Raw genomic sequence first — 24,640 nt, 5'->3', positions numbered from 1 at the left:
GGCCCTTTTCGTACCCCTTCGACACCTCTCGACCGGCACTCGAACTCGCCGGAATTCATGACACCCGGTGTCTTTACGAGTGGCACAGGGTGCCAGTAACTTGTTACCCACCAGTCAGCGGCGCCGCGGCTCCCCACCTCGGCGCGCCGTCGTCCGGCGTTCCCACACCCCGGGAGCAGAGCCAGTCCCGTCGGCCCACCCGGGCCGTCCGCCTGACCCGCCCACCACCCACCTCAGCGAAGCCGGTGTCCGCTCCCGGCTCCCCCAGACGCCCTGTGCGCCCTCACACAGGTACGCCTTCGGAGGCAGAGCCATGCAGCAAATCCTCGACGCGATCCTCAGCAACGACGCCACGTCGGAGGACTACGCCGCCATCAAGCTCCCCGAGTCCTACCGAGCGGTGACGCTCCACAAGGACGAGGAGCAGATGTTCGCGGGACTCGACAGCCGCGACAAGGACCCCCGCAAGTCCCTCCACCTCGACGACGTCGCCCTGCCCGAGCTGGGCCCCGGCGAGGCCCTGGTCGCCGTCATGGCCAGCGCGGTGAACTACAACACCGTGTGGAGCTCGATCTTCGAGCCGGTCTCCACCTTCAACTTCCTTGAGCGGTACGGCCGTCTGTCGCCGCTCACCAAGCGCCACGACCTGCCGTACCACGTCGTCGGCTCCGACCTGGCAGGCGTCGTCCTGCGCACCGGCGCCGGCGTCAACGCCTGGAAGCCCGGCGACGAGGTCGTCGCGCACTGCCTCTCGGTCGAGCTGGAGTCCCCGGACGGCCACAACGACACGATGATGGACCCGGAGCAGCGCATCTGGGGCTTCGAGACCAACTTCGGCGGTCTGGCCCAGCTGGCCCTGGTGAAGACCAACCAGCTGCTGCCCAAGCCCAAGCACCTCACCTGGGAGGAGGCCGCCTCCCCCGGTCTGGTCAACTCCACCGCCTACCGCCAGCTGGTCTCCCGCAACGGCGCCGGCATGAAGCAGGGCGACAACGTGCTGATCTGGGGCGCCAGCGGCGGCCTCGGCTCGTACGCCACCCAGTACGCGCTGGCCGGCGGCGCCACCCCGATCTGCGTGGTCTCCAGCGCGCAGAAGGCCGAGATCTGCCGCGCCATGGGCGCCGAGGCGATCATCGACCGCTCCGCCGAGGGCTACAAGTTCTGGAAGGACGAGAACACCCAGGACCCGCGCGAGTGGAAGCGCCTGGGCTCGAAGATCCGCGAGTTCACCGGCGGCGAGGACGTGGACATCGTCTTCGAGCACCCGGGCCGGGAGACCTTCGGCGCCTCGGTGTACGTCACCCGCAAGGGCGGCACCATCGTCACCTGCGCCTCCACCTCCGGCTACATGCACCAGTACGACAACCGGTACCTGTGGATGTCGCTCAAGCGGATCGTCGGCTCGCACTTCGCCAACTACCGCGAGGCCTTCGAGGCCAACCGCCTGATCGCCAAGGGCAAGATCCACCCGACCCTGTCGAAGGTCTACTCCCTGGAGGAGACCGGCCAGGCCGCCCTCGACGTGCACCACAACAAGCACCAGGGCAAGGTCGGCGTGCTCTGCCTGGCCCCCGAGGAGGGTCTGGGCGTGCGCGACGAGGAGTTCCGCGCCCAGCACGTCGACGCCATCAACCGCTTCCGGAACGTCTGAGGCCCTTCCGATGACCGATCAGCAGAAGCGCGACCGCCCGTGGCTGATGCGCACCTACGCCGGGCACTCCACCGCGAGCGACTCCAACGCGCTCTACCGGCGGAACCTGGCGAAGGGCCAGACCGGCCTCTCCGTCGCCTTCGACCTGCCGACCCAGACCGGCTACGACTCCGACCACATCCTCGCCCGCGGCGAGGTGGGCCGGGTCGGCGTCCCGGTCGGCCACGTCGGCGACATGCGCACCCTGTTCGACGGCATCCCGCTCGAACAGACCAACACCTCCATGACGATCAACGCCACCGCCATGTGGCTGCTGGCGCTCTACCAGGTGGTCGCCGAGGAGCAGGGCGCCGACATCGCCAAGCTCACCGGCACCACCCAGAACGACATCGTCAAGGAGTACCTGTCGCGCGGGACGCACGTCTTCCCGCCCGGCCCCTCGGTGCGCCTGATCACCGACATGATCGCCTACACGGTCGGCAACATCCCCAAGTGGAACCCGATCAACATCTGCAGCTACCACCTGCAGGAGGCCGGGGCCACGCCCGTCCAGGAGATCGCCTACGCGATGTGCACCGCCATCACGGTGCTCGACGCCGTCCGCGACTCCGGCCAGGTGCCGGCGGAGCGGATGGGCGAGGTGGTCGCCCGGATCTCCTTCTTCGTGAACGCCGGCGTGCGCTTCATCGAGGAGATGTGCAAGATGCGCGCCTTCGCCCAGCTGTGGGAGAAGGTCACGCTGGAGCGCTACGGCGTCCAGGACCCGAAGCAGCGCCGCTTCCGCTACGGCGTCCAGGTCAACTCGCTCGGCCTGACCGAGGCGCAGCCGGAGAACAACGTCCAGCGGATCGTCCTGGAGATGCTCGCCGTCACGCTCTCCAAGGACGCCCGCGCCCGGGCCGTCCAGCTGCCCGCCTGGAACGAGGCGCTCGGCCTGCCCCGGCCGTGGGACCAGCAGTGGTCGCTGCGCATCCAGCAGGTGCTCGCCTACGAGTCCGACCTGCTGGAGTACGGGGACATCTTCAACGGCTCCGAGGTGATCGAGGCCAAGACCGCCGAGCTGCTGGCCGGCGCCGAGGCCGAGATCGCCAAGGTGCTGGAGATGGGCGCAAAAGCCGGCGATCGAGGCATCATCCCGGCCGTGGAGTCCGGCTACCTGAAGTCCAACCTGGTCGCCTCGCACGCCGCCCGCCGGGCCCGTATCGAGTCCGGCGAGGACAAGATCGTCGGCGTCAACTGCTTCGACACCACCGAGGAGAGCCCGCTCACGGCCGACCTCGACACCGCGATCATGGTCGTCGACCCGGCGTCCGAGCAGTCCGTCCTCGCCGCCCTGGAGGCCTGGCGCGGGGCCCGCGACGAGGTCGCCGTCCAGGAGTCGCTGGCCGAGCTCAAGGCCGTCGCCGCCACCGACGCCAACCTCATGCCGGCCACGCTCGCCTGCGCCCGCGCCGGCGTCACCACCGGCGAGTGGTCCTTCGCCCTGCGCGAGGTCTTCGGCGAGTACCGCGCTCCCACCGGCGTCGGCGGCGCCCCCGTCGCCGTGGCCGCCGAGCCCGGCGGCGAGCTGGCCGCCGTGCGCGCAGCGGTCGCCGCCACCGCCGAGGAGCTGGGCGCCGGCAAGCTGCGCCTGCTGGTCGGCAAGCCCGGCCTGGACGGGCACTCGAACGGCGCCGAGCAGATCGCCGTCCGGGCCCGCGACGCCGGATTCGAGGTGGTCTACCAGGGCATCCGGCTGACCCCGGAGCAGATCGTCTCCGCCGCCGTCGCGGAGGACGTGCACTGCGTGGGCCTGTCCATCCTCTCCGGCGCCCACTGCGAGCTGGTGCCCGACGTCCTGCAGCGGCTGCGCCGGACCGGGGTGGAGGATGTCCCGGTGATCGTGGGTGGCATCATCCCGGCAGCGGACGGCGAGGCTCTCAAGGCCGCCGGCGTCGCCGCCGTGTTCACCCCGAAGGACTTCGGCATCACGACCATCATCGGCCGGATCGTGGACGAGATCCGGCTGGCCAACAAGCTTCAGCCCTGGACGCCCGCACCCACCGCGACCACCAGCTGACCACTGGGAAGGAACTGAACCACCCTCATGAGTACCGTCAACCGCCTGCGCCCGCGCCGCTCCTGCCTCGCCGTACCGGGCAGCAACCCGCGCTTCCTGGAGAAGGCCCAGGGCCTGCCCGCCGACCAGGTCTTCCTCGACCTGGAGGACGCCTGCGCCCCCCTGGTGAAGGAGAGCGCCCGCCACAACATCGTCGACGCGCTCAACAACGGCGACTGGGGCGGCAAGACCCGCGTCGTCCGGGTCAACGACTGGACCACCCACTGGACCTACCGCGACGTGATCACCGTCGTCGAGGGCGCCGGCCCCAACCTCGACTGCATCATGCTGCCGAAGGTCCAGGACGCCGAGCAGGTCAAGGCGCTCGACCTGCTGCTCACCCAGATCGAGAAGACCATGGGCTTCGAGGTCGGCAAGATCGGCATCGAGGCGCAGATCGAGAACGCCAAGGGCCTGATCAACGTCGACGCCATCGCCGAGGCCTCGCCCCGGCTGGAGACCATCATCTTCGGCCCCGCCGACTTCATGGCCTCGATCAACATGAAGTCCCTGGTCGTCGGCGAGCAGCCGCCCGGCTACCCGGCCGACGCCTACCACTACATCCTGATGCGCATCCTGATGGCCGCCCGCGCCAACGACCTCCAGGCGATCGACGGCCCGTACCTGCAGATCCGCAACCAGGAGGGCTACCGCGAGGTCGCCGGCCGCGCCGCCGCCCTCGGCTTCGACGGCAAGTGGGTGCTCCACCCGGACCAGGTCGCCGCCGCGAACGAGATCTTCTCGCCCTCGCAGGAGGACTACGACCACGCCGAGCTGATCCTCGACGCGTACGACTACTGCACCTCCGAGGCGGGCGGCGCCAAGGGCTCCGCGATGCTCGGCGACGAGATGATCGACGAGGCCAGCCGCAAGATGGCCCTGGTCATCGCCGGCAAGGGCCGGGCCGCCGGCATGCAGCGCACCAGCAAGTTCGAATTGCCCGAATCCGAGAAGAAGGCGGAGAGCTGAGCCATGCAGTTCGGACGCACCTACGAGGAGTTCGAGGTCGGCGCGGTCTACAAGCACTGGCCCGGCAAGACGGTCACCGAGTACGACGACCACCTCTTCTGCCTGCTGACCATGAACCACCACCCGCTCCACATGGACACCAACTATGCGGAGAAGACGACGGACTTCGGCAAGAACGTCGTCGTGGGCAACTACATCTACTCGCTGCTGCTCGGCATGTCCGTCCCGGACGTCTCCGGCAAGGCGATCGCCAACCTGGAGATCGAGTCGCTGCGGCACGTCGCGCCGACCTTCCACGGCGACACCATCTACGGCGAGACCACCGTGCTCGACAAGTGGCCGTCCAAGTCCAAGGACGACCGCGGCATCGTCTACGTCGAGACCAAGGGGTACAAGCAGGACGGCACGGTCGTCTGCATCTTCCGCCGCAAGGTGATGGTGCCGACCGAGACGTACATCAAGGAGCGCGGCGGCGAGCAGCCCGGCCGTCCCACTCCTCTCTCCTGACCTCCTCAGACCCCGGAGGGGCAAGCCGCCGTCATCGGCCGACCCCCACCCGGAACGGGGGCCCTGCTGCCGCAGCCACGCCGGCAGGGCCCCCGGCAATCCCCCCCCCCCGGATCTTCGGGGGACCCCCGGACTTTCCCCTGACCCTCAGACCTTTTCGGAGCCGCACGATGGGACGCCTCGCACAGACCGACGGCCTCACCGAGATCCAGCGGGACATCCTCGCCACCGTGCGGGATTTCGTCGACAAGGAGATCATTCCGGTCGCGACCGAGCTGGAGCACAAGGACGAGTACCCGACCGCCATCGTCGAGGGAATGAAGCAGCTCGGCCTCTTCGGGCTCACCATCCCCGAGGAGTACGGCGGCCTCGGCGAGTCGCTGCTCACCTACGCCCTCGTGGTGGAGGAGATCGCCCGCGGCTGGATGTCCGTCTCCGGCATCGTCAACACCCACTTCATCGTGGCGCACATGATCAACGCCCACGGCACGCAGGAGCAGAAGGACTACTTCCTGCCGAAGATGGCGGCCGGCGAGATCCGCGGCGCATTCTCGATGTCCGAGCCGGGCCTCGGCTCCGACGTTTCGGCCATCTCCACCAAGGGTGTCAAGGACGGCGATTTCTACGTCCTCAACGGCCAGAAGATGTGGCTCACCAACGGCGGCACCTCCACCCTCGTCGCGGTCCTCTGCAAGACCGACGAGGGCGGCAACAGCCCGTACAAGAACATGACCACCTTCCTGATCGAGAAGGAGGCCGGCTTCGGCCCGAACCCGGCCGTTCCCGGCCTCACCGTGCCCGGGAAGATCGAGAAGATGGGCTACAAGGGCGTCGACACCACCGAGCTGGTGCTCCAGGACGTCCGGATCCCGGCGAACCGGATCCTCGGCGGCGTCCCCGGCCGCGGCTTCTACCAGATGATGGACGGCGTCGAGGTCGGCCGCGTCAACGTCGCCGCCCGCGGCTGCGGCGTCGCCCGCCGCGCCTTCGAGCTCGGCATCTCCTACGCCCAGCAGCGCTCCACCTTCGGCAAGAAGATCGCCGAGCACCAGGCCATCCAGTTCAAGCTCGCCGAGATGGCCACCAAGGTCGAGGCCGCCCACCAGATGATGGTCATGGCCGCCCGCAAGAAGGACTCGGGCGAACGCAACGACCTCGAGGCCGGCATGGCCAAGTACCTCGCCTCCGAGTACTGCAAGGAGGTCGTCGAGGACGCCTTCCGCATCCACGGCGGCTACGGCTTCTCCAAGGAGTACGAGATCGAGCGCCTCTACCGCGAGGCCCCGATGCTGCTCATCGGTGAAGGAACTGCGGAGATCCAGAAGATGATCGTCGGACGCCGGCTCCTGGAGGAGTACCGGATCGCGGAGTGAACCTCCGGGTCGTCCCGGCTCCACGGGGCGGCCCTCCAAGCGCCGGTCGACGGGCGTGCGGGCCCGTCCCGGCAGTGCGCCGTGCCATCGAGGCCCCGGCCTGGTCCGCCAGGGGTCCGGCACGGCCCCGGAAGCGGCCGCAGGGCGTAAAGCTGTAGGAACGCGCCCTGCGGCCGCTTCCGCACACCCTGCCGGGGCTCTTGCCACGGCGCCCTGCCGTCCTCCGGTTCCAGCCGGGTGTCCGCTGAGAGAAGCGTCACCAGCCCCGCCCGGACCCTTGGGAACCGGACCGGGTCGAGCTACGGTCGTATGCGTGGGTGGCGCAGCCGCACCTCCCACCGGACACATGAACGAGCAGGCGGGTTGCCCACCCACCGTGTGCTCCCGATAGCATCCACCGGGACAGCAGCCGTCCCTCTCTTACCCGATCCCGCGGTGGCCCCCGTCCAGCGGCCATGATCCCCCGCGACAAAGGTCTTCGATGCCCATCAGCCCGTCCCCTCACACCTCCGTCACGGACCGCGATGCCCTCGCAGGCCCGACGGCCGGTCGGCGACCCCGCGTGACCATCGCGCGCGGAGCCACCCCCTGGTTCGTCCCCACCCTCGCCACGGCCGCCGTGACCACCGCCCTCACCCGGCGCAGCGGCAAGTGGGCCCTGGCGGCGGTACCCGCCTGCGCGCTCGGCGCCGGCATGCTGTGGTTCTTCCGCGACCCCGAGCGTGAGATCGGCACGGGCAGAGTGATCTCCCCCGCCGACGGCGTGGTGCAGAGCATCGACGCCTGGCCGGACGGCCGCACCCGGGTCGCGATCTTCATGAGCCCGCTCAACGTCCACGTCAACCGCGCGCCGCTGCCCGGCACGGTGACGTCGGTCGAGCACGTCGCGGGCGGCTTCGTGCCCGCGTTCAACAAGGACAGCGACCAGAACGAGCGGGTCGTCTGGCACTTCGACACCGAGCTCGGCGACATCGAGATGGTGCAGATCGCGGGGGCCGTGGCCCGCCGCATCGTGCCCTACGTGGACGCCGGAACCAAGGTCGAGCAGGGCGACCGGATCGGCCTGATCCGGTTCGGCTCCCGGGTCGACACCTACCTGCCGGCCGGCGTCGAGGTCGGCGTCGAGGTCGGCCAGAAGACCACAGCCGGGGTGACACGCCTTGACCGTGACTGATCCTGAGACGATCGTCGGCCTGGACGACGAGGAGACGGCCCTGCGCCGCCGCCGCTGGGCACGCGACCGCGAACTCCGCGCGCCGCGCTCGCCGCAGCACCTGTCCACCGCCGACCTGCTGACCCTGGGGAACGCCGTCTGCGGCTTCCTGGCGATCTACTCGATCACCACCGGGGTCCTGGTCCCGCACATCACCAATCCGGACGCCGCTCCGGACCGGCACAGCGCCGCCACCGCGGTCACGCTGCTGCTGATCGGCTCGATGTGCGACCTCTTCGACGGGCTGGTGGCGCGCAAGCTGCGCTCCTCCGCCCTCGGGGCCGAACTCGACAACCTGGCCGACCTGATCAGCTTCGGCATCGCGCCGGCCTACTTCGTCGCGGTCTGGGGCATGGTCTCCCAGGGGTCCAACCGGACCCTCTCGGCCCTCATCGCGCTCACCGTGCTGCTGTCGGTCGTCCTACGGCTGGCCCGCTTCTCCGCCGTGAAGATGCGGCCCGGGGTCTTCCAGGGCATGCCCTGCCCGATGGGCGCCATGACGGTCATCGCGATCGTGCTCCTCGACCCGCCGTTCCTGCCCGGTCTGCTCGCCATCTTCGGCGCCGCGTACCTCATGGTCAGCCGGATCGAGTACCCCAAGCCGCAGGGCCTGCTGGCCACCGCCACGCTCTGCTGGATCGTGGTCTCCATCGGCTGCCTGGCCGCGTGGGCGACCGGCCTGCCCGGCGGCGACTCGCTCCTGCACGTCGGCGCCTTCGCGCAGATCACGCTCGCCGCGATGGCCCCCCTGCTGGTCATCCGGCGCAAGGTCGGCCAGAAGGTCGGCGACGTCCGCGCCCGGCGCGCGGAGTCGCGGATCGGCTGAGGCCGCTCCTGACACCGGAAGGGCCCGGATCCGTTTGGCGGTTTCTAGTGGTCGTTGCAACACGTGGTCGGTTGTCTAGGCCGCGAGGAGTTTAGCCAGACGCTCGGCTGGGGTTTCCCAGCCGAGCGTTTTGCGTGGGCGGCGGTTGAGCTGGTCGGCGACGGCGGCCAGGTGCTCGGGCGTGTGGACCGACAGGTCGGTGCCCTTGGGGAAGTACTGCCGCAGCAGGCCGTTCGTGTTCTCGTTGGAGCCGCGCTGCCAGGGACTGGCCGGGTCGCAGAAGTAGACCGGGATGTCGGTGGCCAGGCTGAACTCCGCGTGCCTGGCCATCTCGCTGCCCTGGTCCCAGGTCAGGGACCGCTTCAGCTGGACCGGGAGTGTCCGGGCGGTGGCCACTAGGGCGTCGCGGACGGTCTCGGCGGTGTGGTCGCCGGGCAGGTGCAGCAGCATCACGTAGCGGGTCGAACGCTCGACCAGGGTGCCGATCGCGGACTTGTGCTCCTTGCCGAGGATCAGATCGCCCTCCCAGTGGCCGGGGACGGCCCGGTCCTCGGCCTCGGCGGGGCGCTCGCTGATCATGACCATCGGGTCGGTGAAGCGGGAACGCCGGCAGTTGGCCTGCCGCTGGGGCCTGCGGCGGGCCCGGCCTGAGCGCAGGGCACCGGCGAGCTCGCGCCGCAGCTCGCCGCGGCCCTGGACGTAGAGCGCCTGGTAGACGGTCTCGTGGACCACGTGCATCTCCGGCCGGTCGGGGAACTGTCGACGTAGAGCGTGGCAGATCTGCTCCGGGCTCCACTGCTCGTCCAGCATCGCCTGGACGGCGGCGTGCAGCTCGGGGTTCTCGGTGATCTTGCGGGCCTTGGGGCGGGGCCGGCGAGCGTCCGCCCTGGCCTGGGCGGCGTGCGGACGGTAGTGCCACTGCCCGCGAGTGCCCTCGGTGCGGTTGCGGCGGATCTCCCGGCTGATGGTGGACGGACTGCGGCCCAGCTCCGCGGCGATGGCCCGCACGGTGGCCTTCTCCCGCAGCCGGTCGGCGATGTGGATCCGCTCGTCCTCGCTCAGATACCGGGAGACACCGGAAGGCGGCACCACCATGCGAATCGGTGGTGCCGCCTTCTGCCGCTGCTCGGCTCCGCGGCCGTGACGCCACTTCTGGCCGGTCCGGCGGGCGATGCCGACGATCCGGCACGCCTCGGTGTTCGTGTAGCCCTGCTGCATGAGCCGGGAGTATGCCTCCCGTTCCCGGCGCAGCTTCACAGGCCCCTGGGCCGTCCGGTCCTTGCGGATCTCGAAGTCCAATGCATCCCCTGAACTGGGGTGTTGCAACGACTCCTAGAACCCAAGTTTCGTACGGATCCGGGCCCTTTCGCGTTCTCGGGGGTTCTCGGGGGTCCCAAGGTTCTGGGAGCCCGAGGTTCTGGGCGTTCTCGGGGCTTTCCGCGTCACGCCCCGCCGGTGTGGACGCTGAAGGCCGAGCGGCGGGCCGCCCGGGCGACGCCCGGGTCCGGGTGCACGCCCGACACCGCCGTGAGCACCGACGCCGCCCGCGGGTGCCCCGACTGCCGGGCCCGGGCGAACAGCCGGACCGGATCGCCCGCCGAAGCGCCCTCCACGTGGCCGACCAGCAGCTCCGTCTCCCCGTGGTCCAGCACCGCCGCCGCCGTGTCCACCCACAGCCAGGCCGCGTCCTCGGCGCCCAGCACGTCCGCCGGCGACACGCCCTCGTCCGACTGCTCGGCCAGCCACAGCAGCGCGTACGGGCGCAGCACCGGCTCGTCGACGGCCGCCCGCACCGCCTGCTCGGCCGTGCCGCCCGCCACCCGCAGCGCCTCGAAGGCCAGACCGCGCACCAGCGCGTCGTCGCCCTGCGCCGCGTCCAGCAGCTCCGCCACCGCCCGGTCCGCCGGACGGGCCGCCACCCAGGCGCGGAACTCCGCCCGGGCCGGGCCCGGCGAGTAGTCGGCGCAGGCGTTCAGCAGCTCGAAGGCGCTCTGCTCGATGTGGCCGGCGGCGGTCTGCGCGACCGTGCAGATCTCCTCCAGCTTCGCCCGCACCGCCCAATGCCCCAGCGGCGACAGCTCGGCCGCATCGTTCCTGCGGACCACGGCGCCGACCGCCGCCAGGCCGTCCAGCATCCAGTCCAGGACGGCGGCGACGTCCGCGGGCGAAGCCGGGGTGTCGATCTGCGGCTCCCGGCAGGTGCCGCGGACGGCGGAGACGGCGGAGGCGGCGTGCGGGACGGGCGACAGGCTCGGGCCCCCGTTGCCTCCGCCGACACGGCGCTCGTCCAGGCCGCGGCGCAGCAGCTCCAGCAGCTCGCTGTCGGCGACCGGGCCGTCCACCAGGTGGAGGAAGGAGAGCAGCTGCGGGGCCTGGTCCACGGCCTGCCCGGCGAGCACGGCGAAGACGCCGCGCAGGGCGGCCGGCGGCACCGGGGCGAGCAGCGTCCAGGCGTCGAACAGCGCGGACCAGCCGCGCACCACGGCCTCGTCGTCGTGGTCCCAGGCGTGCAGTCGCCAGCCCGGGCCGGCCCCGCCGTCCCGGGCCTCCACGAGGCCGACCAGGAGCGCCTGCCCCCACGCCTTGGCCGCGGCGCCGACCGTCATGGCCAGCGCCCTGCCCGCCGCGCGGGCATCCTCCGCGAGCAGTTCGCCACGCTTGTCGACCTCGGCCAGCTCCCCCGCCCAACGGGCGATGCGAACGGCGTCCACCAGCATCCGGCGGGCCAGCGGCGCCAGCTCGGCGGGCGCGGGGAAGCCGTCCGGCACGGGAACCCGGCCGCGGCCGGGCGCGGGTGCGGGGCCTCGTCGGCGGGGTACGCCGCCGCCCGGCCCGGCCCCGGCGGGCCGGTGGGCCGTACCGGGGAGACGGGTCACCGTCGCACCGGTACCGATCGTCGGTGGGAGCGGGGCATCACGGTCGCGCGGGTTCCGAGACGTCACGTCGAGCAGTCTTCCCCTTGCACGGGCCTTCTGTCACATCCGGTTGGCCGTACGGACGGGCCGGTGCGGACGGCGCCTCCGCAAGATCGGGCAACAGCGGCAAACCGCCTGGCCGGAATCGTGTGGCGGTGCCATGCCAGGGCGGTCGGCGGGGCGTCGAGCGTGGTCACGGCGGGCGACGGATCGAACACGGACAGCCCGGAGAAGCGGTACGGGGCGGTCACAGGAGAGGGGTGAGCCAGCGGCGGAGGAGTTCGGTGTAGTGGGCCGGGGCGGAGTTCCAGAGGGCGGTGTGGTCGGCGCCCGCGAAGGAGTGGAGGCTGACCACGTCGGGGCGGCTGGCGGCGAGGTGTTCGGCGGCGCGGAACGGGGCGACCGGGTCGTCGGGGCTGTGCAGGACCAGGGTGGGCGCGCGCAGGTCGGCGCCCTCGGCGATGCGGGTGAAGTCGGCCAGGTCGACGCCGGTGCGGCCCTCGGCGGCGAGGGCGCCGAGTTCGGCGGCGGCGCCGGTGTAGCCGGCCCGGGCCGCGCCGCGGCGGGCGGTGGCCGGGAGGTCGAGGACGGGCGAGTCCAGGACGAGGCCGCGGACGGCGTACGCCCAGGCGGAGCGGGCGGCGGTCTGCAGGCACATCGTGGCGCCGAGCGACCAGCCGTACAGGACGACCCGGCCGGCGCCGCTGTCGAGGGCGAGCCGCACCGCCGACTCGACGTCCCGCCATTCGGTCTCGCCGAAGTGGCCGAGCCCGCCCGGGGAGGCGGGGGCGCCCTGGTCGCCGCGGTAGGTGACGGCGAGGGCGGGCAGGGCGAGGCGGTCGAGGACGGGCAGGACGGCGAGGGCCTGCTGGCGGTCGGCGCCGGGGCCGTGCACGAGGATCACCCAGGTGCCGCGTTTGCCGTCGAGCCGCCAGGCGGGCAGGGCGCCGAGTTCGCCGTCGACGGTGGTCTCGGCGTAGTGGAGGCCGAGTGCGGAGGTCGGGTCGCCGAGGTGGACGCGCGGGGTGAAGCGGACCTCGGTGCCGGGGACGAGCGTGCCCCGGTCGGCGCGGACGAGGCGGCGGGTGACGCCCTGTTCGTCGCTGCCCAGGATGTCGTCGACGACGGCGTGGCCGTTGTCGTCCCACTCGACGGCCCAGCGGCCGGGGCGCAGGCTCTCGGCGCTGCGGGTGAAGGTGATCCGGCCGGCGGCGACGCTCCGTACCCGGACGGGGCGGGACTGCGGCACGACGGCGGTCTCCGGGTGGACGATCCGGTCGGACGCCCGGCGGCCGATCACGACGACGGCGACCCCGGCGCCGACGGCGGCTGCCGCCACGACGGCTGCGGTTCCCCAACGCATATCGCTCCCCGCTCTGTGAGTCGCTGGCTCGGTGAGTCCCCGCTCGGTCCGCCCCGGTCCGGTCGGTGTTCGGTCACCAGTTCACTGGGGGCCGGGGCGTGCGGCCAGCCGGCTGGGCCGTCCGGGGTAGAAGGAGGGGGCCGGGGTCACACGGGGAGGTCGGTCCGGCGGCGGCCGAGGAGTTCCCAGAAGCGGTCGGCGAGGGGGCGGTCCCGCGGGGTGTCGGTGCGCGGGGTCGAGGATGGGGTGCCTCAGGTGCCGGCGCCCCAGTGGGTGGAGATTTTGTTCTCCTGTTGCAGGACCGTCAGGACGGCGGCGAGATCGTCCTCGTCGACGGGGACGAGACGCGCGACGGCGTGGACGTGGGCCTGCCAGTCGACGCACCGGCGGGCCGCTGGGCGATCGCACAGGGTGTCATGCCCCTGCGGCGGGGCGGATCGGAGGTGGCGACGACGGGTGCGACTGTGACCAACCCCTCCGTGACCTCGGTTGACTCCCGCTCCGGCCGCGTGATGGGATCCCAGGGCCAAACGGAGGCATGCAGAGGAAGCCGGTGCGAGTCCGGCGCGGTCCCGCCACTGTCACCGGGGAGCACGCCCGGAAAACGCCACGGCGGACCGTCAGTTGCCGCTGGAAGGCCCGGGGGTGCGTTCGACCCGGAAGCCAGGAGACTCTCGCCCCCGCTACGTCGATCCAGGGCGCGGACCCTGAGTGAGGACTCGCACGCGATGCAGGCTGCCCCGACCCGCCGAGCCCTCTGCTGCTCCCCGCCGTGCGCCCGATGACCACGAGACCGCTGACCCGCGCCGCCGCGTTCGCGCTGGGCGCCGTCGCGGGCTACCTGGCGGACGCCCGCTTCGCCGATCCGCGCCGCGGCCACCCGGTGGCCGTCTTCGGCGACGCGGCGGCGCGCCTGGAGCGGCGGATGTGGCGGGACGACCGGGCCGCCGGGGCCGCCTACACGGCGCTGTGCGTGGGCACGGTCGCCGCGGGCGCGGTGGCGCTGGACCGGACGGTCGGCCGCCGCCCGCTGGGCCGGGCCGCGCTGGCCGCCGCCGCGACGTGGACGGTGCTCGGCGGCACCTCGCTGACCCGGGAGGCGCGCACGATCGGCCGCTCGCTGGCGGCCGGGGACCTGACGGCGGCCCGGGAACGGCTGCCGCACCTGTGCGGCCGGGATCCGAGCGCGCTGGACGGGCAGCAGATCGCCCGGGCGGTGGTCGAGTCGGTGGCGGAGAACACCGCCGACGCCGTGGTGAACGCGCTGACGTGGGGCGCGCTGGCGGGGACGCCGGGCCTGCTGGCGTTCCGGGCCGTGAACACCTTGGACGCGATGGTGGGCCACCGCTCGCCGCGCCACGCCCGGTTCGGCTGGGCGTCGGCCCGGCTGGACGACGTGGCGGGCTGGCCCGGCGCCCGGCTGACGGCGCTGCTGACGGTGGCCGCCTCGCCGGAGCCGCGAACGGCCTGGCGGGTGTGGCGGCGCGACGGTACGGCGCATCCGAGCCCGAACGCGGGCCAGGCGGAGTCGGCGTTCGCGGGCGCGGTCGGCGTCCGGCTGGGCGGCACGCTGCAGTACGGGGAGCGCGTGGAACACCGGCCGGTACTGGGCGCGGAGCTGCGGCCGGTGACGGTGGACGACATCGAACGGGCGTGCACGCTGTCGAGGCGGGTGGGCGCGCTGGCCGTGGGTACGACCGTCGCGGGGCACCTCCTGCTGCGGGCGGCCCTGAGCAGGAGGGGAAGGGCATGAGCAACGCGCTGCTGGTCGCCGGGACGACCTCGGACGCGGGCAAGAGCGTGGTCACGGCGGGCATCTGCCGCTGGCTGGCCCGGCAGGGCGTCCGGGTGGCGCCGTTCAAGGCGCAGAACATGTCGCTGAACTCCTTCGTCACCGCGGACGGCGCCGAGATCGGCCGCGCCCAGGCGATGCAGGCGCAGGCGGCCCGGGTGGCGCCGGAGGCGGCGATGAACCCGGTGCTGCTGAAGCCGGGCGCGGACGGCCGCAGCCAGGTGGTGCTACTGGGCAGGCCGGTCGCCGAGGTGGGCGCGCTGGACTACCGCGAGCGCAAGCCCGTCCTGCTGGAGCGGGCGCTGGAGTGCCTGGCGGACCTGCGCCGCCGCTACGACGTGGTGGTGTGCGAGGGCGCCGGCTCGCCCGCCGAGATCAACCTGCGGGACCGCGACATCGCCAACATGGGCCTGGCGACGGCCGCCGGACTGCCGGTGGTGGTGGTCGGGGACATCGACCGCGGGGGCGTCTTCGCGGCGATGTACGGGACGCTGGCGCTGCTGTCGGCCGAGGACCAGCGGCACGTGGCGGGCTGGTTCGTCAACAAGTTCCGCGGCGACGCGCGGCTGCTGGCGCCCGGGCTGGAGATGCTGCACGACCTGACCGGCCGTCCGGTGCTCGGCACGCTGCCGATGCTGCCGGGGCTGTGGCTGGACGCCGAGGACTCCTTGGACCTGTCGACGGTGGTGGACCGGGTGGACGGCCGCGGGCCGCTCGGCGCGGACGTGCTGCGGGTGGCCGTGGTGCGCTTCCCCCGGCTGTCGAACTTCACCGACGTGGACGCGCTGGCGCAGGAACCGGGCGTGCTGGTGCGCTGGGCGACCCGGCCGGAGGAGCTGGCCGACGCCGACCTGGTGGTACTGCCCGGCACCCGGGCCACCGTCGCCGATCTGGCCTGGCTGCGCGAGCGCGGGCTGGAGCCGGCGCTGAAGGCGCGGGCGGCGGCCGGGCTGCCGATCCTCGGGGTGTGCGGCGGCTACCAGATGCTGACGCGCTCGATCGTCGACGAGGTGGAGTCGAAGGCCGGGTCCGTCGACGGTCTGGGCCTGCTGCCGGCGCACGTGCGGTTCGGCGCCGAGAAGGTGCTGGCGCGGCCGGTCGGCGAGGCGTACGGGCAGCGGGTCGAGGGCTACGAGATCCACCACGGGGTCGTGACCGTCGAGGGCGGGGAAACCTTCCTGGACGGCTGCCGGGTGGGCGCGGTGTGGGGCACGACCTGGCACGGCGCGCTGGAGAACGACGGGTTCCGCCGTGAACTGCTGTGTGAGGTAGCTCAGTTGGCCGGGCGGGCGTTCGTCCCGGCGCCGGACACCTCGTTCGCCGCGGCGCGCGAGGCCCGGCTGGACCGGCTGGGGGACCTCATCGAGGAGCACGCGGACACCGACGCGCTGTGGAAGCTGATCGAGGGCGGGGTGCCGGCGGCCGGATCGCTGCCGTTCCTGCCGCCCGGGGCGCCTGAGGAGGCTGGCAAGGCATGAGTGACGTCCGGTACCCGTTCACCGCGGTCGTCGGGATGGCGGACCTGCGGCTCGGGCTGCTGCTCAACGCGGTCTCCCCGGCCGTCGGGGGCGTGCTGGTGCGCGGCGAGAAGGGCACCGCCAAGTCGACGATGGTGCGCGCGCTGGCCGGCCTGCTGCCGTCCATCGCCACCGTCGACGGCTGCCGCTTCGCCTGCGACCCGGCCGCACCCGACCCGCAGTGCCCGGACGGTCCGCACTCCGGCTCGTCCGCCTCCGAACGGCCTTCGCAGCTGGTCGAGTTGCCGGTCGGCGTGGCCGAGGACCGGATCGTCGGCTCGCTCGACCTGGAGCGGGCGCTCGCCGAGGGCGTCAAGGCCTACGAGCCCGGGCTGCTCGCCAAGGCGCACCGCGGGGTGCTCTACATCGACGAGGTGAACCTGCTCCAGGACCACGTGGTGGACCTGCTGCTGGACGCGGCCGCGATGGGCCGCTCGTACGTCGAGCGCGAGGGCGTGTCGGTGCGGCACGCGGCCCGGTTCCTGCTGGTCGGCACGATGAACCCGGAGGAGGGCGAGCTGCGTCCGCAGCTGCTCGACCGGTTCGGCCTGACGGTGGAGATCGCCGCCACCCGGGATCCGGTGGAGCGCGCCGAGGTGGTGCGGCGGCGCCTCGCGTACGACGCGGATCCGGCGGGCTTCGCGGCCCGGTTCGCCGACGAGGAGCGCGCGCTCGCCGAACGGATCACCGCCGCACGGGAGTTGCTGCCGAAGGTGGAGCTCACGGATGTGGCGCTCCGTCAGATCACCGCCGTGTGCGCAGCGTTCGAGGTGGACGGGCTGCGCGCGGACATCGTGATGGCGCGCACCGCCGTCGCGCTGGCCGCGTGGGACGGCCGGACGGAGGTGGAGGAGGAGGACGTCCGCAAGGCCGCCCAGCTGGCGCTGCCGCACCGGCGCCGCCGCAACCCGTTCGACGCGCCCGGCCTGGACGAGGAGCAGCTGGACCGGACGCTGGAGGAGCACGCGCAGTCGGAGCCCGAGGGCGACGGCGACGGCGACGGGCCCGAGGACGACGGCCCGGGCCCGGACGGCGGCCCCGGGGGCGGTCCGGACGGCGGCGGGGCTCCCGAGCCCGCCGACGGTCCGGCGGAGGCCGCCTCGGAGACGGGAACCCCCGAGCAGCCCGTCCCCGCCCAACACCCCTCCCCCGCCCGGGAGTCGGCGCCGGTCTCGGCCGGCGATCCGTACCGCACCCGACTGTTCACCGTGCACGGCACCGGCCGCGGCGCCCAGGGCCGCCGCTCCCCCGCCGAGACCGACGGCGGGCACACCGTCCGCTCCCGGCGCCCGCGGGGCACGCTCAGCCGGCTGCACCTGACCGCCACCCTGCAGGCCGCCGCGCCGCACCAGGTGGCGCGCGGGCGCGCCGGCCGCGCGCTGGTGCTGCAGAAGGACGACTTCCGCGAACAGGTGCGCCAGGGCCGGGAGTCCAACCTGGTGCTGTTCGTCGTCGACGCCTCCGGCTCGATGGCGGCCCGGCAGCGGATGACCGCCGTCAAGGGCGCCGTGCTGTCGCTGCTGATGGACGCCTACCAGCGGCGCGACAAGATCGGCATGATCACCTTCCGCGGCGCGGGCGCCGAGCTGGCGCTCCCGCCGACGTCGTCCGTCGAGGTCGGCGCGGCCCGGCTGGAGTCGCTGCCCACCGGCGGGCGCACCCCGGTGGCCGCCGGGCTGCTGCGCGCGCACGAGGTGCTGCGGGTCGAGCGGCTGCGCGACCCGAACCGCCGCCCGCTCGTCGTCGTCGTGACCGACGGCCGGGCCACCGGCGGCCGCGACGCGCTCGCCCGGTCGCACCGCGCGGCCGAGCTGTTCGCCGCCCAGGGCGTCGCGTGCGTGGTGCTGGACTGCGAGTCCGGGCCCGTCCGGCTCGGCCTCGCCCGTACCCTGGCCGGGCGCCTCGGCGGCACCGCCGTCACCCTGGACGAGCTGCGCGCCGAGGGCGTGGCCTCGCTCGTCCGCGAGAACCGTGCAACCACGATGCGAAAGGCGGCCTGAGCGCCATGCCCAAGGGAGTGCCCGAGAACGTCCCCGACGACGGCATGACGACCCGTCAGCGCCGTACGCTGCCGATCACCGCCGTGCACACCGGCCCCGGCAAGGGCAAGTCCACGGCCGCGTTCGGCATGGCGCTGCGGGCCTGGAACCAGGGCTGGCCGGTCGGGGTGTTCCAGTTCGTGAAGTCCGCCAAGTGGAAGGTCGGCGAGGAGAACGCGCTGCGCGTGCTCGGCGCCTCCGGCGAGGGCGGCACCGTCGACTGGCACAAGATGGGCTCCGGCTGGTCGTGGATCCAGCGCTCCAGCGAGATGGAGATGGACAGCGAGGCCGCCGCCAAGGAGGGCTGGGAGCAGGTCAAGCGCGACCTCGCGGCCGAGACCTACCGCTTCTACGTGCTCGACGAGTTCACCTACCCGATGCACTGGGGCTGGGTCGACCCGGAGGAGGTCGTGTCGGTGCTCAGGGAGCGTCCGGGCAGCCAGCACGTCGTCATCACCGGCCGGTACGCGCCCGAGCCGCTGACCGAGTTCGCCGACCTGGTCACCGAGATGACCAAGGTCAAGCACCCCATGGACGCCGGCCGCAAGGGCCAGCGCGGTATCGAGTGGTAGATCGTTGAGCACCGTCCCCCGCCTCGTCGTCGCCGCGCCCTCCTCGGGCGCCGGCAAGACCACCGTCGCCACCGGCCTCATCGCGGCGCTCGCCGCGCGCGGGCTGGCGGTGTCGCCGCACAAGGTCGGCCCCGACTACATCGACCCGGGCTACCACGCGCTCGCCGCCGGGCGCCCGGGCCGCAACCTGGACGCCTTCCTGTGCGGGCCGGAGCGGATCGCGCCGCTGTTCCTGCACGGCGCGGCGGGAGCCGACGTCGCCGTCGTCGAGGGGGTCATGGGCCTGTTCGACGGGGCGTCCGGGCGCGGGGAGCTGGCGTCCACGGCGCACGTGGCCAAGCTCCTGCGGGCACCGGTGGTGCTCGTCGTGGACGGCAGTTCGCAGTCGCGGTCGGTGGCCGCGCTGGTGCACGGCTTCGCCTCCTGGGACCCTCAGGTGCGGCTCGCCGGGGTGATCCTCAACCGGGTCGCCTCCGACCGGCACGAGCAACTCCTGCGCGAGGCCCTGGAGGAGGGCTCCGGCGTGCCCGTCCTCGGCGCGCTGCGCCGCTCGGCGGCGGTCGCCACACCCTCGCGCCACCTCGGGCTGATCCCGGCCGTGGAGCGGTCGGCTGAGGCGCTGAAGGCCGTCGCGGACATGGGCGAACTCGTCGCCTCCTCGGTCGACCTGGACGCCGTGCTCGAACTCGCGCGGACCGCGCCCGAGTTGGACGCGCAGCCGTGGGATGCGGCGGCCGAGGTCACCCCGGTTTCCGGGCGGCCGCGGATCGCGGTGGCGGGCGGTGCCGCGTTCTCCTTCTCGTACGCCGAGAACGCCGAACTGCTGGGCGCGGCGGGCGCGGAGGTGATTCCGTTCGACCCGCTGCACTCCGCGTCGCTGCCCGAGGGGACGGCCGGCCTGGTCATCGGCGGCGGCTTCCCCGAGCTGTACGTCCGGGAGTTGAGCGGGAACACCGAACTGCGGCGATCCATCGCCGAGTTCGCGACATCCGGCGGTCCGGTTGCCGCCGAGTGCGCCGGACTGCTCTACCTGGGGCGGGAGTTGGACGGCAAGCCGATGTGCGGCGTACTCGACACCACCGCCCGGATGACCGAACGGCTCACCCTCGGCTACCGGGAGGCCGTCGCCCTGCACGACTCCCCGCTCGGCCCGGCCGGCACCCGGCTGCGCGGGCACGAGTTCCACCGGACGGTCTGCGAGCCCGGCGCGGGCGAACTCCCCGCCTGGGGCTGGCGGTTGCCCACCGGACCGCGCACCGAGGGCTTCGCCGGCGGCAACGTCCACGCGTCCTACCTGCACCTGCACTGGGCCGGATCACCGGAGCTGGCGGCCTCCTTCGCGGCCGCGGCGGCGCGGTTCGCCGGAGCCCGGTGAACGTCATCGCGCTCAACGGTGCCGTCGGACCGGCCGCGGCGCAGGCGTGGGCGGTGCACGTGGGTGTCACGTGCGACCTGCTCGTCGACACCTCGCGAGCCTCCGCGGCCGAGTGCGCCCGGATCGCCGTCGGCCGGGTGGCGTCCTGCGGTTGACTGGTCTTCAAGGAGTCCACAAGAGAAAGGGCACGAGCGTGGCCAAGCTGCACACCTACACCACCGAGATCACCTGGACCGGCAACCAGGGCGCCGGCACCAGCGACTACCGCTCCTACGCCCGCGACCACGACGTCGCCGCCGACGGCCGGCCCACCATCCCCGGCTCCTCCGACCCCGCCTTCCGCGGCGACCCGACCCGCTGGAACCCCGAACAGCTGCTGCTCGCTTCCGTCTCGCAGTGCCACCTGCTCTGGTACCTGCACCTGTGCGCCGTCAACGGCGTCGTCGTGACCTCGTACGTCGACAACCCCGTCGGCACGATGGCCGAGACGCCGGAGGGCGGGCACTTCACCTCGGCCGTCCTGCACCCGCGGATCGAGGTCGCGTCGGACGGCATGGTCGAGAAGGCGCTCACCCTGCACGCCGAGGCGCACCGGTCCTGCTTCATCGCCAACTCGGTCAACTTTCCGGTGCGGCACGAGCCGGTGGTAACAGTCGCGGGATGAGGCTTTTACACCGGCTTCTACAGCGGCTCCGCGGCGGCTTTCACAGCGCGAGGGCCTGCCAGCCCCGGGTGGCGGCGCAGAGGAGACTCACCGCGAGCTCGCGGTGATCGCACCCGGGCCACCCTGCTCGCCAACACCAGAGGCCACCAACACCCGTCGGCTCATGACTCTTTGGGCACGCAGCAACAGAGGCAGTGTCGCCGGCTGCAGGAGCAGCGCCGGGCCGGCGGCGACCGGCGGTTCCTACTCCTGCTCCTGCCGCGCGAGCAGCGATGCGAGGTAGCGCGTCACCTCGTCGTGCAGATCGGCCGGGGTCAACGGGTGGCCATGTCCGCTGCCGGCCGTCGCGTTGAACAGCACGCCGTCGCACCAGCGGATCAGGCGACGGGCGTCGGCGGCGGGCTCGGGCGAGCCGCAGCGGGCGAGGAGCTGCACCGCGAAGTCGAGGAAGCGCGCTCCCAGGCGGTCGTAGACGTCGCGCAGTTCGGGCCGACGGGCCGCCTCCAGGGCGAGCTCGATGCGCGCGATGGTGAGGGTGCGGCCGGTGGTCAGCGCCTGGTGCAGGCCGTCGGCGGCGACCTGGGCGAGCAGTTCGCGCGGCGGTGCCGCGCACTCGGCCAGGGCGTCGGCCGGGTCGAGGAACCCGGCCGACTCCAGTTCGGCGATCCGGGTCAGTGCGAGTTCGAGCAGGGCGGCCCTGGTCCGGGCGAGGTTGGACGTCGAGCCGGTGGGCAGCCCCGCCGCCTCGTCCACCGCGCGGTGGCGTCGCTCCTGGCCCCCGGCAGCGATCCGGCGGCACCCCTCCCCGCCTACACCGTCGCCCGCCTCCCCCGCACCACCCGCATCGTCACCGGCTCCCGCCGCATCGGCGCCCTCGTCACCCTCCGCTCCCCCGCCGCCGTCCTGCTGCGGGACACCGCCCTGACGATCGGCGGCCTCCTCCCCGACCGCTTCCTGCTGGGCCGCTCCGCCCCCACCTACAACTGGCAGGCCCCGGCGCTCGGAGGCCAGGCGTCAGTGCCCTTCGAATGCCAGGGCGGGGCATAAATCGTCGAATTCATGGCGATCGAACAGCCTGCGGCCCGCCGGGGCTGGAGTCCGCGTTCCGCTCGGTCGCGGAGCAGCTCAGCCGGTTACGACCTGTCGCCGGCGAAGGTGCCGTGCAGGGGATCGGCTCGGTAGCAGGCCTCGCAGCGGAGGCGGGTGTAGATCGCGACCGGGCCCATGAAGACGTCCTCCCGGCCGTCCACCGAGGAGGCGGAGGCTGCAGCCTTGCCGACAGGGGCGTGAGAAGTCGACCCCTCCGACTTCTCACGCACCGGCCGCCCTACAACCGCTCGGTGTCGCCGTGGGCGATGAGCAGCTTCTTCAGCAGCGCCTTGAGCTGGTCGCGCTCCTGCGGATCGAGGGCGGCGAGGATGCGTTCCTCGTTGCGGACGTGGCCGGGCATGGCCGCGTCGATCAGTTCCTTGCCGGCGGGGGTGAGGCGGACCAGGACGGCGCGGCGGTCGTTCGGGCAGGGGCTGCGCTCGACGAGGCCCTTCGCCGAGAGCCGGTCGACGCGATTGGTGATCGCGCCGGACGTCACCATGGCCGACTTCAGCAGTGCGCGGGCGTTGAGTTCGTACGGCTCGCCGGACCGCCGGAGCGTCGCGAGGACGTCGAACTCGGAGGAGTCCAGGCCGTGTTCGGCGAAGTACTCGCGCAGGGCGGTGTCGACGCGGACGTTCAGGCGGCGCAGCCGGCCGATCACGGCGATGGGCTCGCTGTCGAGCTCGGGGCGGGCCCGGGCCCACTGGTCGACGATGTCGTCGACGGTGTCGCGTTCCTGCATGGCCCTCCGCCTTCCCGCAGCCTGTATCGACGGGATTTATCTTAACCTTCACATACTTGACGTTCACAGACCCTCGAGCGTAGAACTTATCTCAACGTTCAGATAATCAACGTTGAGGGGGATGTCATGGATCGGAAGCGCGTCGCAGTCGCCGTCACCGCGGCCCTCGCCCCGGCCGCCTGGGGCACGACCTACCTGGTCACCACCCAGTTCCTGCCCGAAGGCCGTCCGCTGCTGCTCGCCGCCCTGCGCGCGCTCCCGGCCGGGCTGCTCCTGCTGCTCCTCGGCCGCAGACTGCCCAAGGGGCGCTGGTGGGGGCGCGCCGCCGTCCTCGGCATGCTGAACATCGGGCTCTTCTTCCCGCTCGTGTTCGTCGGCGCGTACCGGTTGCCCGGCGGGGTCGCGGCGACCATCGGCGCGATCCAGCCGCTGCTGGTCACCGGATTCTCGATCGGCGTGCTCGGTGTGCGGCCCGGACGGCGGGCCGTCCTCGCCGGACTCGCCGGGGTCGGCGGCGTCGCGCTCCTCGTCCTCAAGAGCGGCGCGCGGCTGGACGGCGTCGGCATCGCCGCGATGGTCACCGCGATCGCGCTCATGGCCATGGGCACCGTCCTGACCCGTCGCTGGGGCCGGCCCGACGGCGCCACCCTGCTCGACCTGACCGCCTGGCAGCTCCTCGCCGGCTCGCTCTTCCTCGTACCGCTCGCAGCCGCCGTGGAGGGCGCGCCGCCCGCCCTGAGCGCCACCAACCTGGCCGGCTTCGCCTACCTCGGGCTGTTCGGCACCGCCCTCGGGTACGTCCTCTGGTTCCGCGGCATCGACCGCCTCGGCGCCGGCCCGGCCTCCTTCCTCGGCCTGGTCAACCCGGTCGTCGCCACGGTCGGCGGCCTCGTCGCCCTCGACCAGACCCTCACCCCGTGGCAGGTCCTCGGCCTCCTCATCGCTCTCGGAGCCCTCGTCGCCGGCCAGTCCCCCACCCGCAGGCCCTCCCCGGCACCCCAGGCACCCCTCGCCCCGACCCCCACCCCCGAACCGGCCCACGCCGGCCGCTGAACCCCTGCCCCGCCGAGCTCCCCGCTCGGCGCGGCACGGCGTCGAGGCGACACCGAGGGGGGACGGCGCATTGCCGATGGGGTGTCACCCCGTGGCGCGGACGTAGATGTCGGCGGCGCCGGGGAGACCGCCGGGGATGGTGGATACGTAGATGCGGCGGGTGGTGGGGGTCGCCGTGGTCGGGGCCGCCGTGGGGGTGATCGGGGTTGCCGTGGGTGTGATCGGGGTTGCCGTGGGTGTGGCGGATGGGGTGGGTGACGGCTCGGGGGCGTCCGTGGTGTCCTCGCCGGGGGCCTGGTCGGCGGCTGGGAGGCTGTCGGCGGCGAAGTCTGCGGTCGGCGAGGCGGTGGGTGAAACGGCCGGCGAAGCGGCTGGCGAAGCGGTGGCAGTAGGCGACGGCGACGGCTCGGGGAGTTCGGGGGCCTCATCCGGTTCGTCGCCGCCGAGGGCGGTGGCGAGGTCGGGCGGAAGCGGAGCGGCGGGGCCCGGGGCGGGGAGGTCGTAGGCGCGGAGGAAGTCGCCGAGGCCGACGTCCTTGCCGCCGGCGACCCGGTAGTGCAGGTAGGCGACGGCGGCGCCGTCCGCGGTGTGCGCGTACACGGCGCCGACCGGGACGTAGTAGCGGTCGGCGCCGGGGTGCTGGGAGGGGTGGAGGCCGGCGAGGCGTTCGGCGCGGTCGCGGTCGGTTTCGCGCACCCCGCGGCCGAGGGTGAAGGTGTTGATGCCGCGTACGAGCAGGGCCGCCGCGACGGACACGCACAGCACCAGACCGACGGCGACGGTGCGGCGCAGCACCGGGCGGCCGTGCAGGGCCGGCCAGGAGTCGGTGACCATGCGCTCGGGCGGGATCCCGTCCACCGTTGTCGCTCCCCGTTCGAT

Annotated in this window: 23 protein-coding genes and 1 riboswitch; of the genes, 16 read left to right on the top strand and 7 right to left on the bottom strand. The window is 72.9% G+C overall.

Annotation, left to right across the window (positions count from 1 at the left end; translation table 11 throughout):
* Positions 1-313 precede the first annotated feature (313 nt).
* The 7 genes from ccrA (at position 314) to F7Q99_RS20575 (ending at position 8,637) form a co-directional block, all read left to right on the top strand.
* A complete protein-coding gene (gene ccrA, locus F7Q99_RS20605) occupies positions 314-1,651 on the top strand; it encodes a crotonyl-CoA carboxylase/reductase (protein WP_153463440.1) in 1,338 nt (445 codons plus the stop codon).
* Between the two features lie 10 nt (positions 1,652-1,661).
* Positions 1,662-3,710, top strand: coding sequence for a protein meaA (locus F7Q99_RS20600; protein ID WP_153463438.1), 2,049 nt, complete (start codon positions 1,662-1,664; stop codon positions 3,708-3,710).
* A 27-nt stretch (positions 3,711-3,737) separates the two neighbouring features.
* The gene (locus tag F7Q99_RS20595; RefSeq protein WP_153463436.1) at positions 3,738-4,718 is read left to right on the top strand and encodes an HpcH/HpaI aldolase/citrate lyase family protein; all 981 of its coding nucleotides are present in this window, start codon (positions 3,738-3,740) and stop codon (positions 4,716-4,718) included.
* Between the two features lie 3 nt (positions 4,719-4,721).
* Positions 4,722-5,225, top strand: a complete 504-nt coding sequence (locus F7Q99_RS20590) for a MaoC family dehydratase (RefSeq protein ID WP_045704019.1) — start codon at positions 4,722-4,724, stop codon at positions 5,223-5,225.
* A gap of 170 nt (positions 5,226-5,395) precedes the next feature.
* On the top strand, positions 5,396-6,598 hold the full coding sequence (locus tag F7Q99_RS20585) for an acyl-CoA dehydrogenase family protein (RefSeq protein WP_153463434.1): 1,203 nt from the start codon (positions 5,396-5,398) through the stop codon (positions 6,596-6,598).
* Positions 6,599-7,079: 481 nt separating this feature from the next.
* Complete coding sequence (locus tag F7Q99_RS20580; protein ID WP_153463432.1) at positions 7,080-7,772, top strand: phosphatidylserine decarboxylase; 693 nt, start codon at positions 7,080-7,082, stop codon at positions 7,770-7,772.
* Positions 7,759-8,637, top strand: a complete 879-nt coding sequence (locus F7Q99_RS20575) for a CDP-alcohol phosphatidyltransferase family protein (RefSeq protein WP_407697810.1) — start codon at positions 7,759-7,761, stop codon at positions 8,635-8,637. Before F7Q99_RS20580 ends, F7Q99_RS20575 begins: the two co-directional genes overlap by 14 nt.
* 75 nt (positions 8,638-8,712) lie before the next feature.
* On the opposite strand, the gene F7Q99_RS20570 is transcribed toward F7Q99_RS20575, so the two are convergent.
* The 3 genes from F7Q99_RS20570 to F7Q99_RS20560 form a co-directional block, all read right to left on the bottom strand.
* Positions 8,713-9,936 carry an IS30 family transposase gene (locus tag F7Q99_RS20570; protein ID WP_153460101.1) on the bottom strand — a complete coding sequence of 408 codons (1,224 nt, stop codon included), beginning with the start codon at positions 9,934-9,936 and terminating at the stop codon, positions 8,713-8,715.
* Between the two features lie 143 nt (positions 9,937-10,079).
* On the bottom strand, positions 10,080-11,513 hold the full coding sequence (locus F7Q99_RS20565) for a hypothetical protein (protein ID WP_326846921.1): 1,434 nt from the start codon (positions 11,511-11,513) through the stop codon (positions 10,080-10,082).
* Between the two features lie 286 nt (positions 11,514-11,799).
* Positions 11,800-12,915 carry an alpha/beta hydrolase family protein gene (locus F7Q99_RS20560; protein ID WP_153463430.1) on the bottom strand — a complete coding sequence of 372 codons (1,116 nt, stop codon included), beginning with the start codon at positions 12,913-12,915 and terminating at the stop codon, positions 11,800-11,802.
* Positions 12,916-13,459: 544 nt separating this feature from the next.
* A riboswitch (cobalamin riboswitch) is annotated at positions 13,460-13,588 on the top strand.
* A gap of 108 nt (positions 13,589-13,696) precedes the next feature.
* Here F7Q99_RS20560 and F7Q99_RS20555 point away from each other — a divergent pair.
* Genes F7Q99_RS20555 through F7Q99_RS20525 form a run of 7 tightly spaced genes read left to right on the top strand, consistent with a single transcriptional unit; the run spans position 13,697 to position 20,874 of the window.
* Entirely contained in the window at positions 13,697-14,668 is a 972-nt protein-coding gene (locus F7Q99_RS20555) for a cobalamin biosynthesis protein (protein ID WP_153463428.1), read from the top strand.
* Positions 14,665-16,185 carry a cobyric acid synthase gene (locus F7Q99_RS20550; RefSeq protein ID WP_153463427.1) on the top strand — a complete coding sequence of 507 codons (1,521 nt, stop codon included), beginning with the start codon at positions 14,665-14,667 and terminating at the stop codon, positions 16,183-16,185. Before F7Q99_RS20555 ends, F7Q99_RS20550 begins: the two co-directional genes overlap by 4 nt.
* Positions 16,182-18,224 carry a putative cobaltochelatase gene (locus F7Q99_RS20545; protein WP_153463426.1) on the top strand — a complete coding sequence of 681 codons (2,043 nt, stop codon included), beginning with the start codon at positions 16,182-16,184 and terminating at the stop codon, positions 18,222-18,224. The genes F7Q99_RS20550 and F7Q99_RS20545 overlap by 4 nt, the downstream gene beginning before the upstream one ends.
* Positions 18,225-18,229: 5 nt before the next feature.
* Positions 18,230-18,835 (top strand): cob(I)yrinic acid a,c-diamide adenosyltransferase, encoded by a 606-nt coding sequence (gene cobO, locus F7Q99_RS20540; RefSeq protein ID WP_153463425.1) that lies wholly within the window; start codon positions 18,230-18,232, stop codon positions 18,833-18,835.
* Between the two features lie 4 nt (positions 18,836-18,839).
* Complete coding sequence (locus F7Q99_RS20535; protein WP_153463424.1) at positions 18,840-20,210, top strand: cobyrinate a,c-diamide synthase; 1,371 nt, start codon at positions 18,840-18,842, stop codon at positions 20,208-20,210.
* Positions 20,207-20,365: a phosphotransferase-like protein gene (locus tag F7Q99_RS20530; RefSeq protein WP_153463423.1), complete on the top strand. Its 159-nt coding sequence runs from the start codon at positions 20,207-20,209 to the stop codon at positions 20,363-20,365. Before F7Q99_RS20535 ends, F7Q99_RS20530 begins: the two co-directional genes overlap by 4 nt.
* A gap of 38 nt (positions 20,366-20,403) precedes the next feature.
* On the top strand, positions 20,404-20,874 hold the full coding sequence (locus tag F7Q99_RS20525) for an OsmC family protein (protein ID WP_326846920.1): 471 nt from the start codon (positions 20,404-20,406) through the stop codon (positions 20,872-20,874).
* Between the two features lie 243 nt (positions 20,875-21,117).
* Here F7Q99_RS20525 and F7Q99_RS41250 read toward each other — a convergent pair whose 3' ends face one another.
* Entirely contained in the window at positions 21,118-21,627 is a 510-nt protein-coding gene (locus F7Q99_RS41250; protein WP_153463421.1) for a TetR/AcrR family transcriptional regulator, read from the bottom strand.
* A gap of 6 nt (positions 21,628-21,633) precedes the next feature.
* Here F7Q99_RS41250 and F7Q99_RS20515 point away from each other — a divergent pair, with 6 nt between their 5' ends.
* Positions 21,634-21,921: a hypothetical protein gene (locus F7Q99_RS20515; protein WP_153463420.1), complete on the top strand. Its 288-nt coding sequence runs from the start codon at positions 21,634-21,636 to the stop codon at positions 21,919-21,921.
* Between the two features lie 86 nt (positions 21,922-22,007).
* Here the strand turns inward: F7Q99_RS20515 and F7Q99_RS20510 are convergent, their stop codons facing one another.
* Positions 22,008-22,193 carry a hypothetical protein gene (locus F7Q99_RS20510; protein WP_153463419.1) on the bottom strand — a complete coding sequence of 62 codons (186 nt, stop codon included), beginning with the start codon at positions 22,191-22,193 and terminating at the stop codon, positions 22,008-22,010.
* An 8-nt stretch (positions 22,194-22,201) separates the two neighbouring features.
* The gene (locus F7Q99_RS20505; protein WP_153463418.1) at positions 22,202-22,708 is read right to left on the bottom strand and encodes a MarR family winged helix-turn-helix transcriptional regulator; all 507 of its coding nucleotides are present in this window, start codon (positions 22,706-22,708) and stop codon (positions 22,202-22,204) included.
* Positions 22,709-22,834: 126 nt separating this feature from the next.
* On the opposite strand from F7Q99_RS20505, the gene F7Q99_RS20500 reads away from it, so the two are divergent.
* Complete coding sequence (locus F7Q99_RS20500; RefSeq protein WP_153463417.1) at positions 22,835-23,761, top strand: EamA family transporter; 927 nt, start codon at positions 22,835-22,837, stop codon at positions 23,759-23,761.
* Positions 23,762-23,845: 84 nt separating this feature from the next.
* Here the strand turns inward: F7Q99_RS20500 and F7Q99_RS20495 are convergent, their stop codons facing one another.
* Positions 23,846-24,619: a hypothetical protein gene (locus F7Q99_RS20495; RefSeq protein WP_153463416.1), complete on the bottom strand. Its 774-nt coding sequence runs from the start codon at positions 24,617-24,619 to the stop codon at positions 23,846-23,848.
* Positions 24,620-24,640: the final 21 nt, after the last annotated feature.

It is taken from the genome of Streptomyces kaniharaensis, from assembly GCF_009569385.1.
Lineage (GTDB): Bacteria > Actinomycetota > Actinomycetes > Streptomycetales > Streptomycetaceae > Kitasatospora > Kitasatospora kaniharaensis.
Note: the sequence above shows the minus strand (reverse complement) of the source record. Positions and strands in the feature narration are given on the sequence as shown.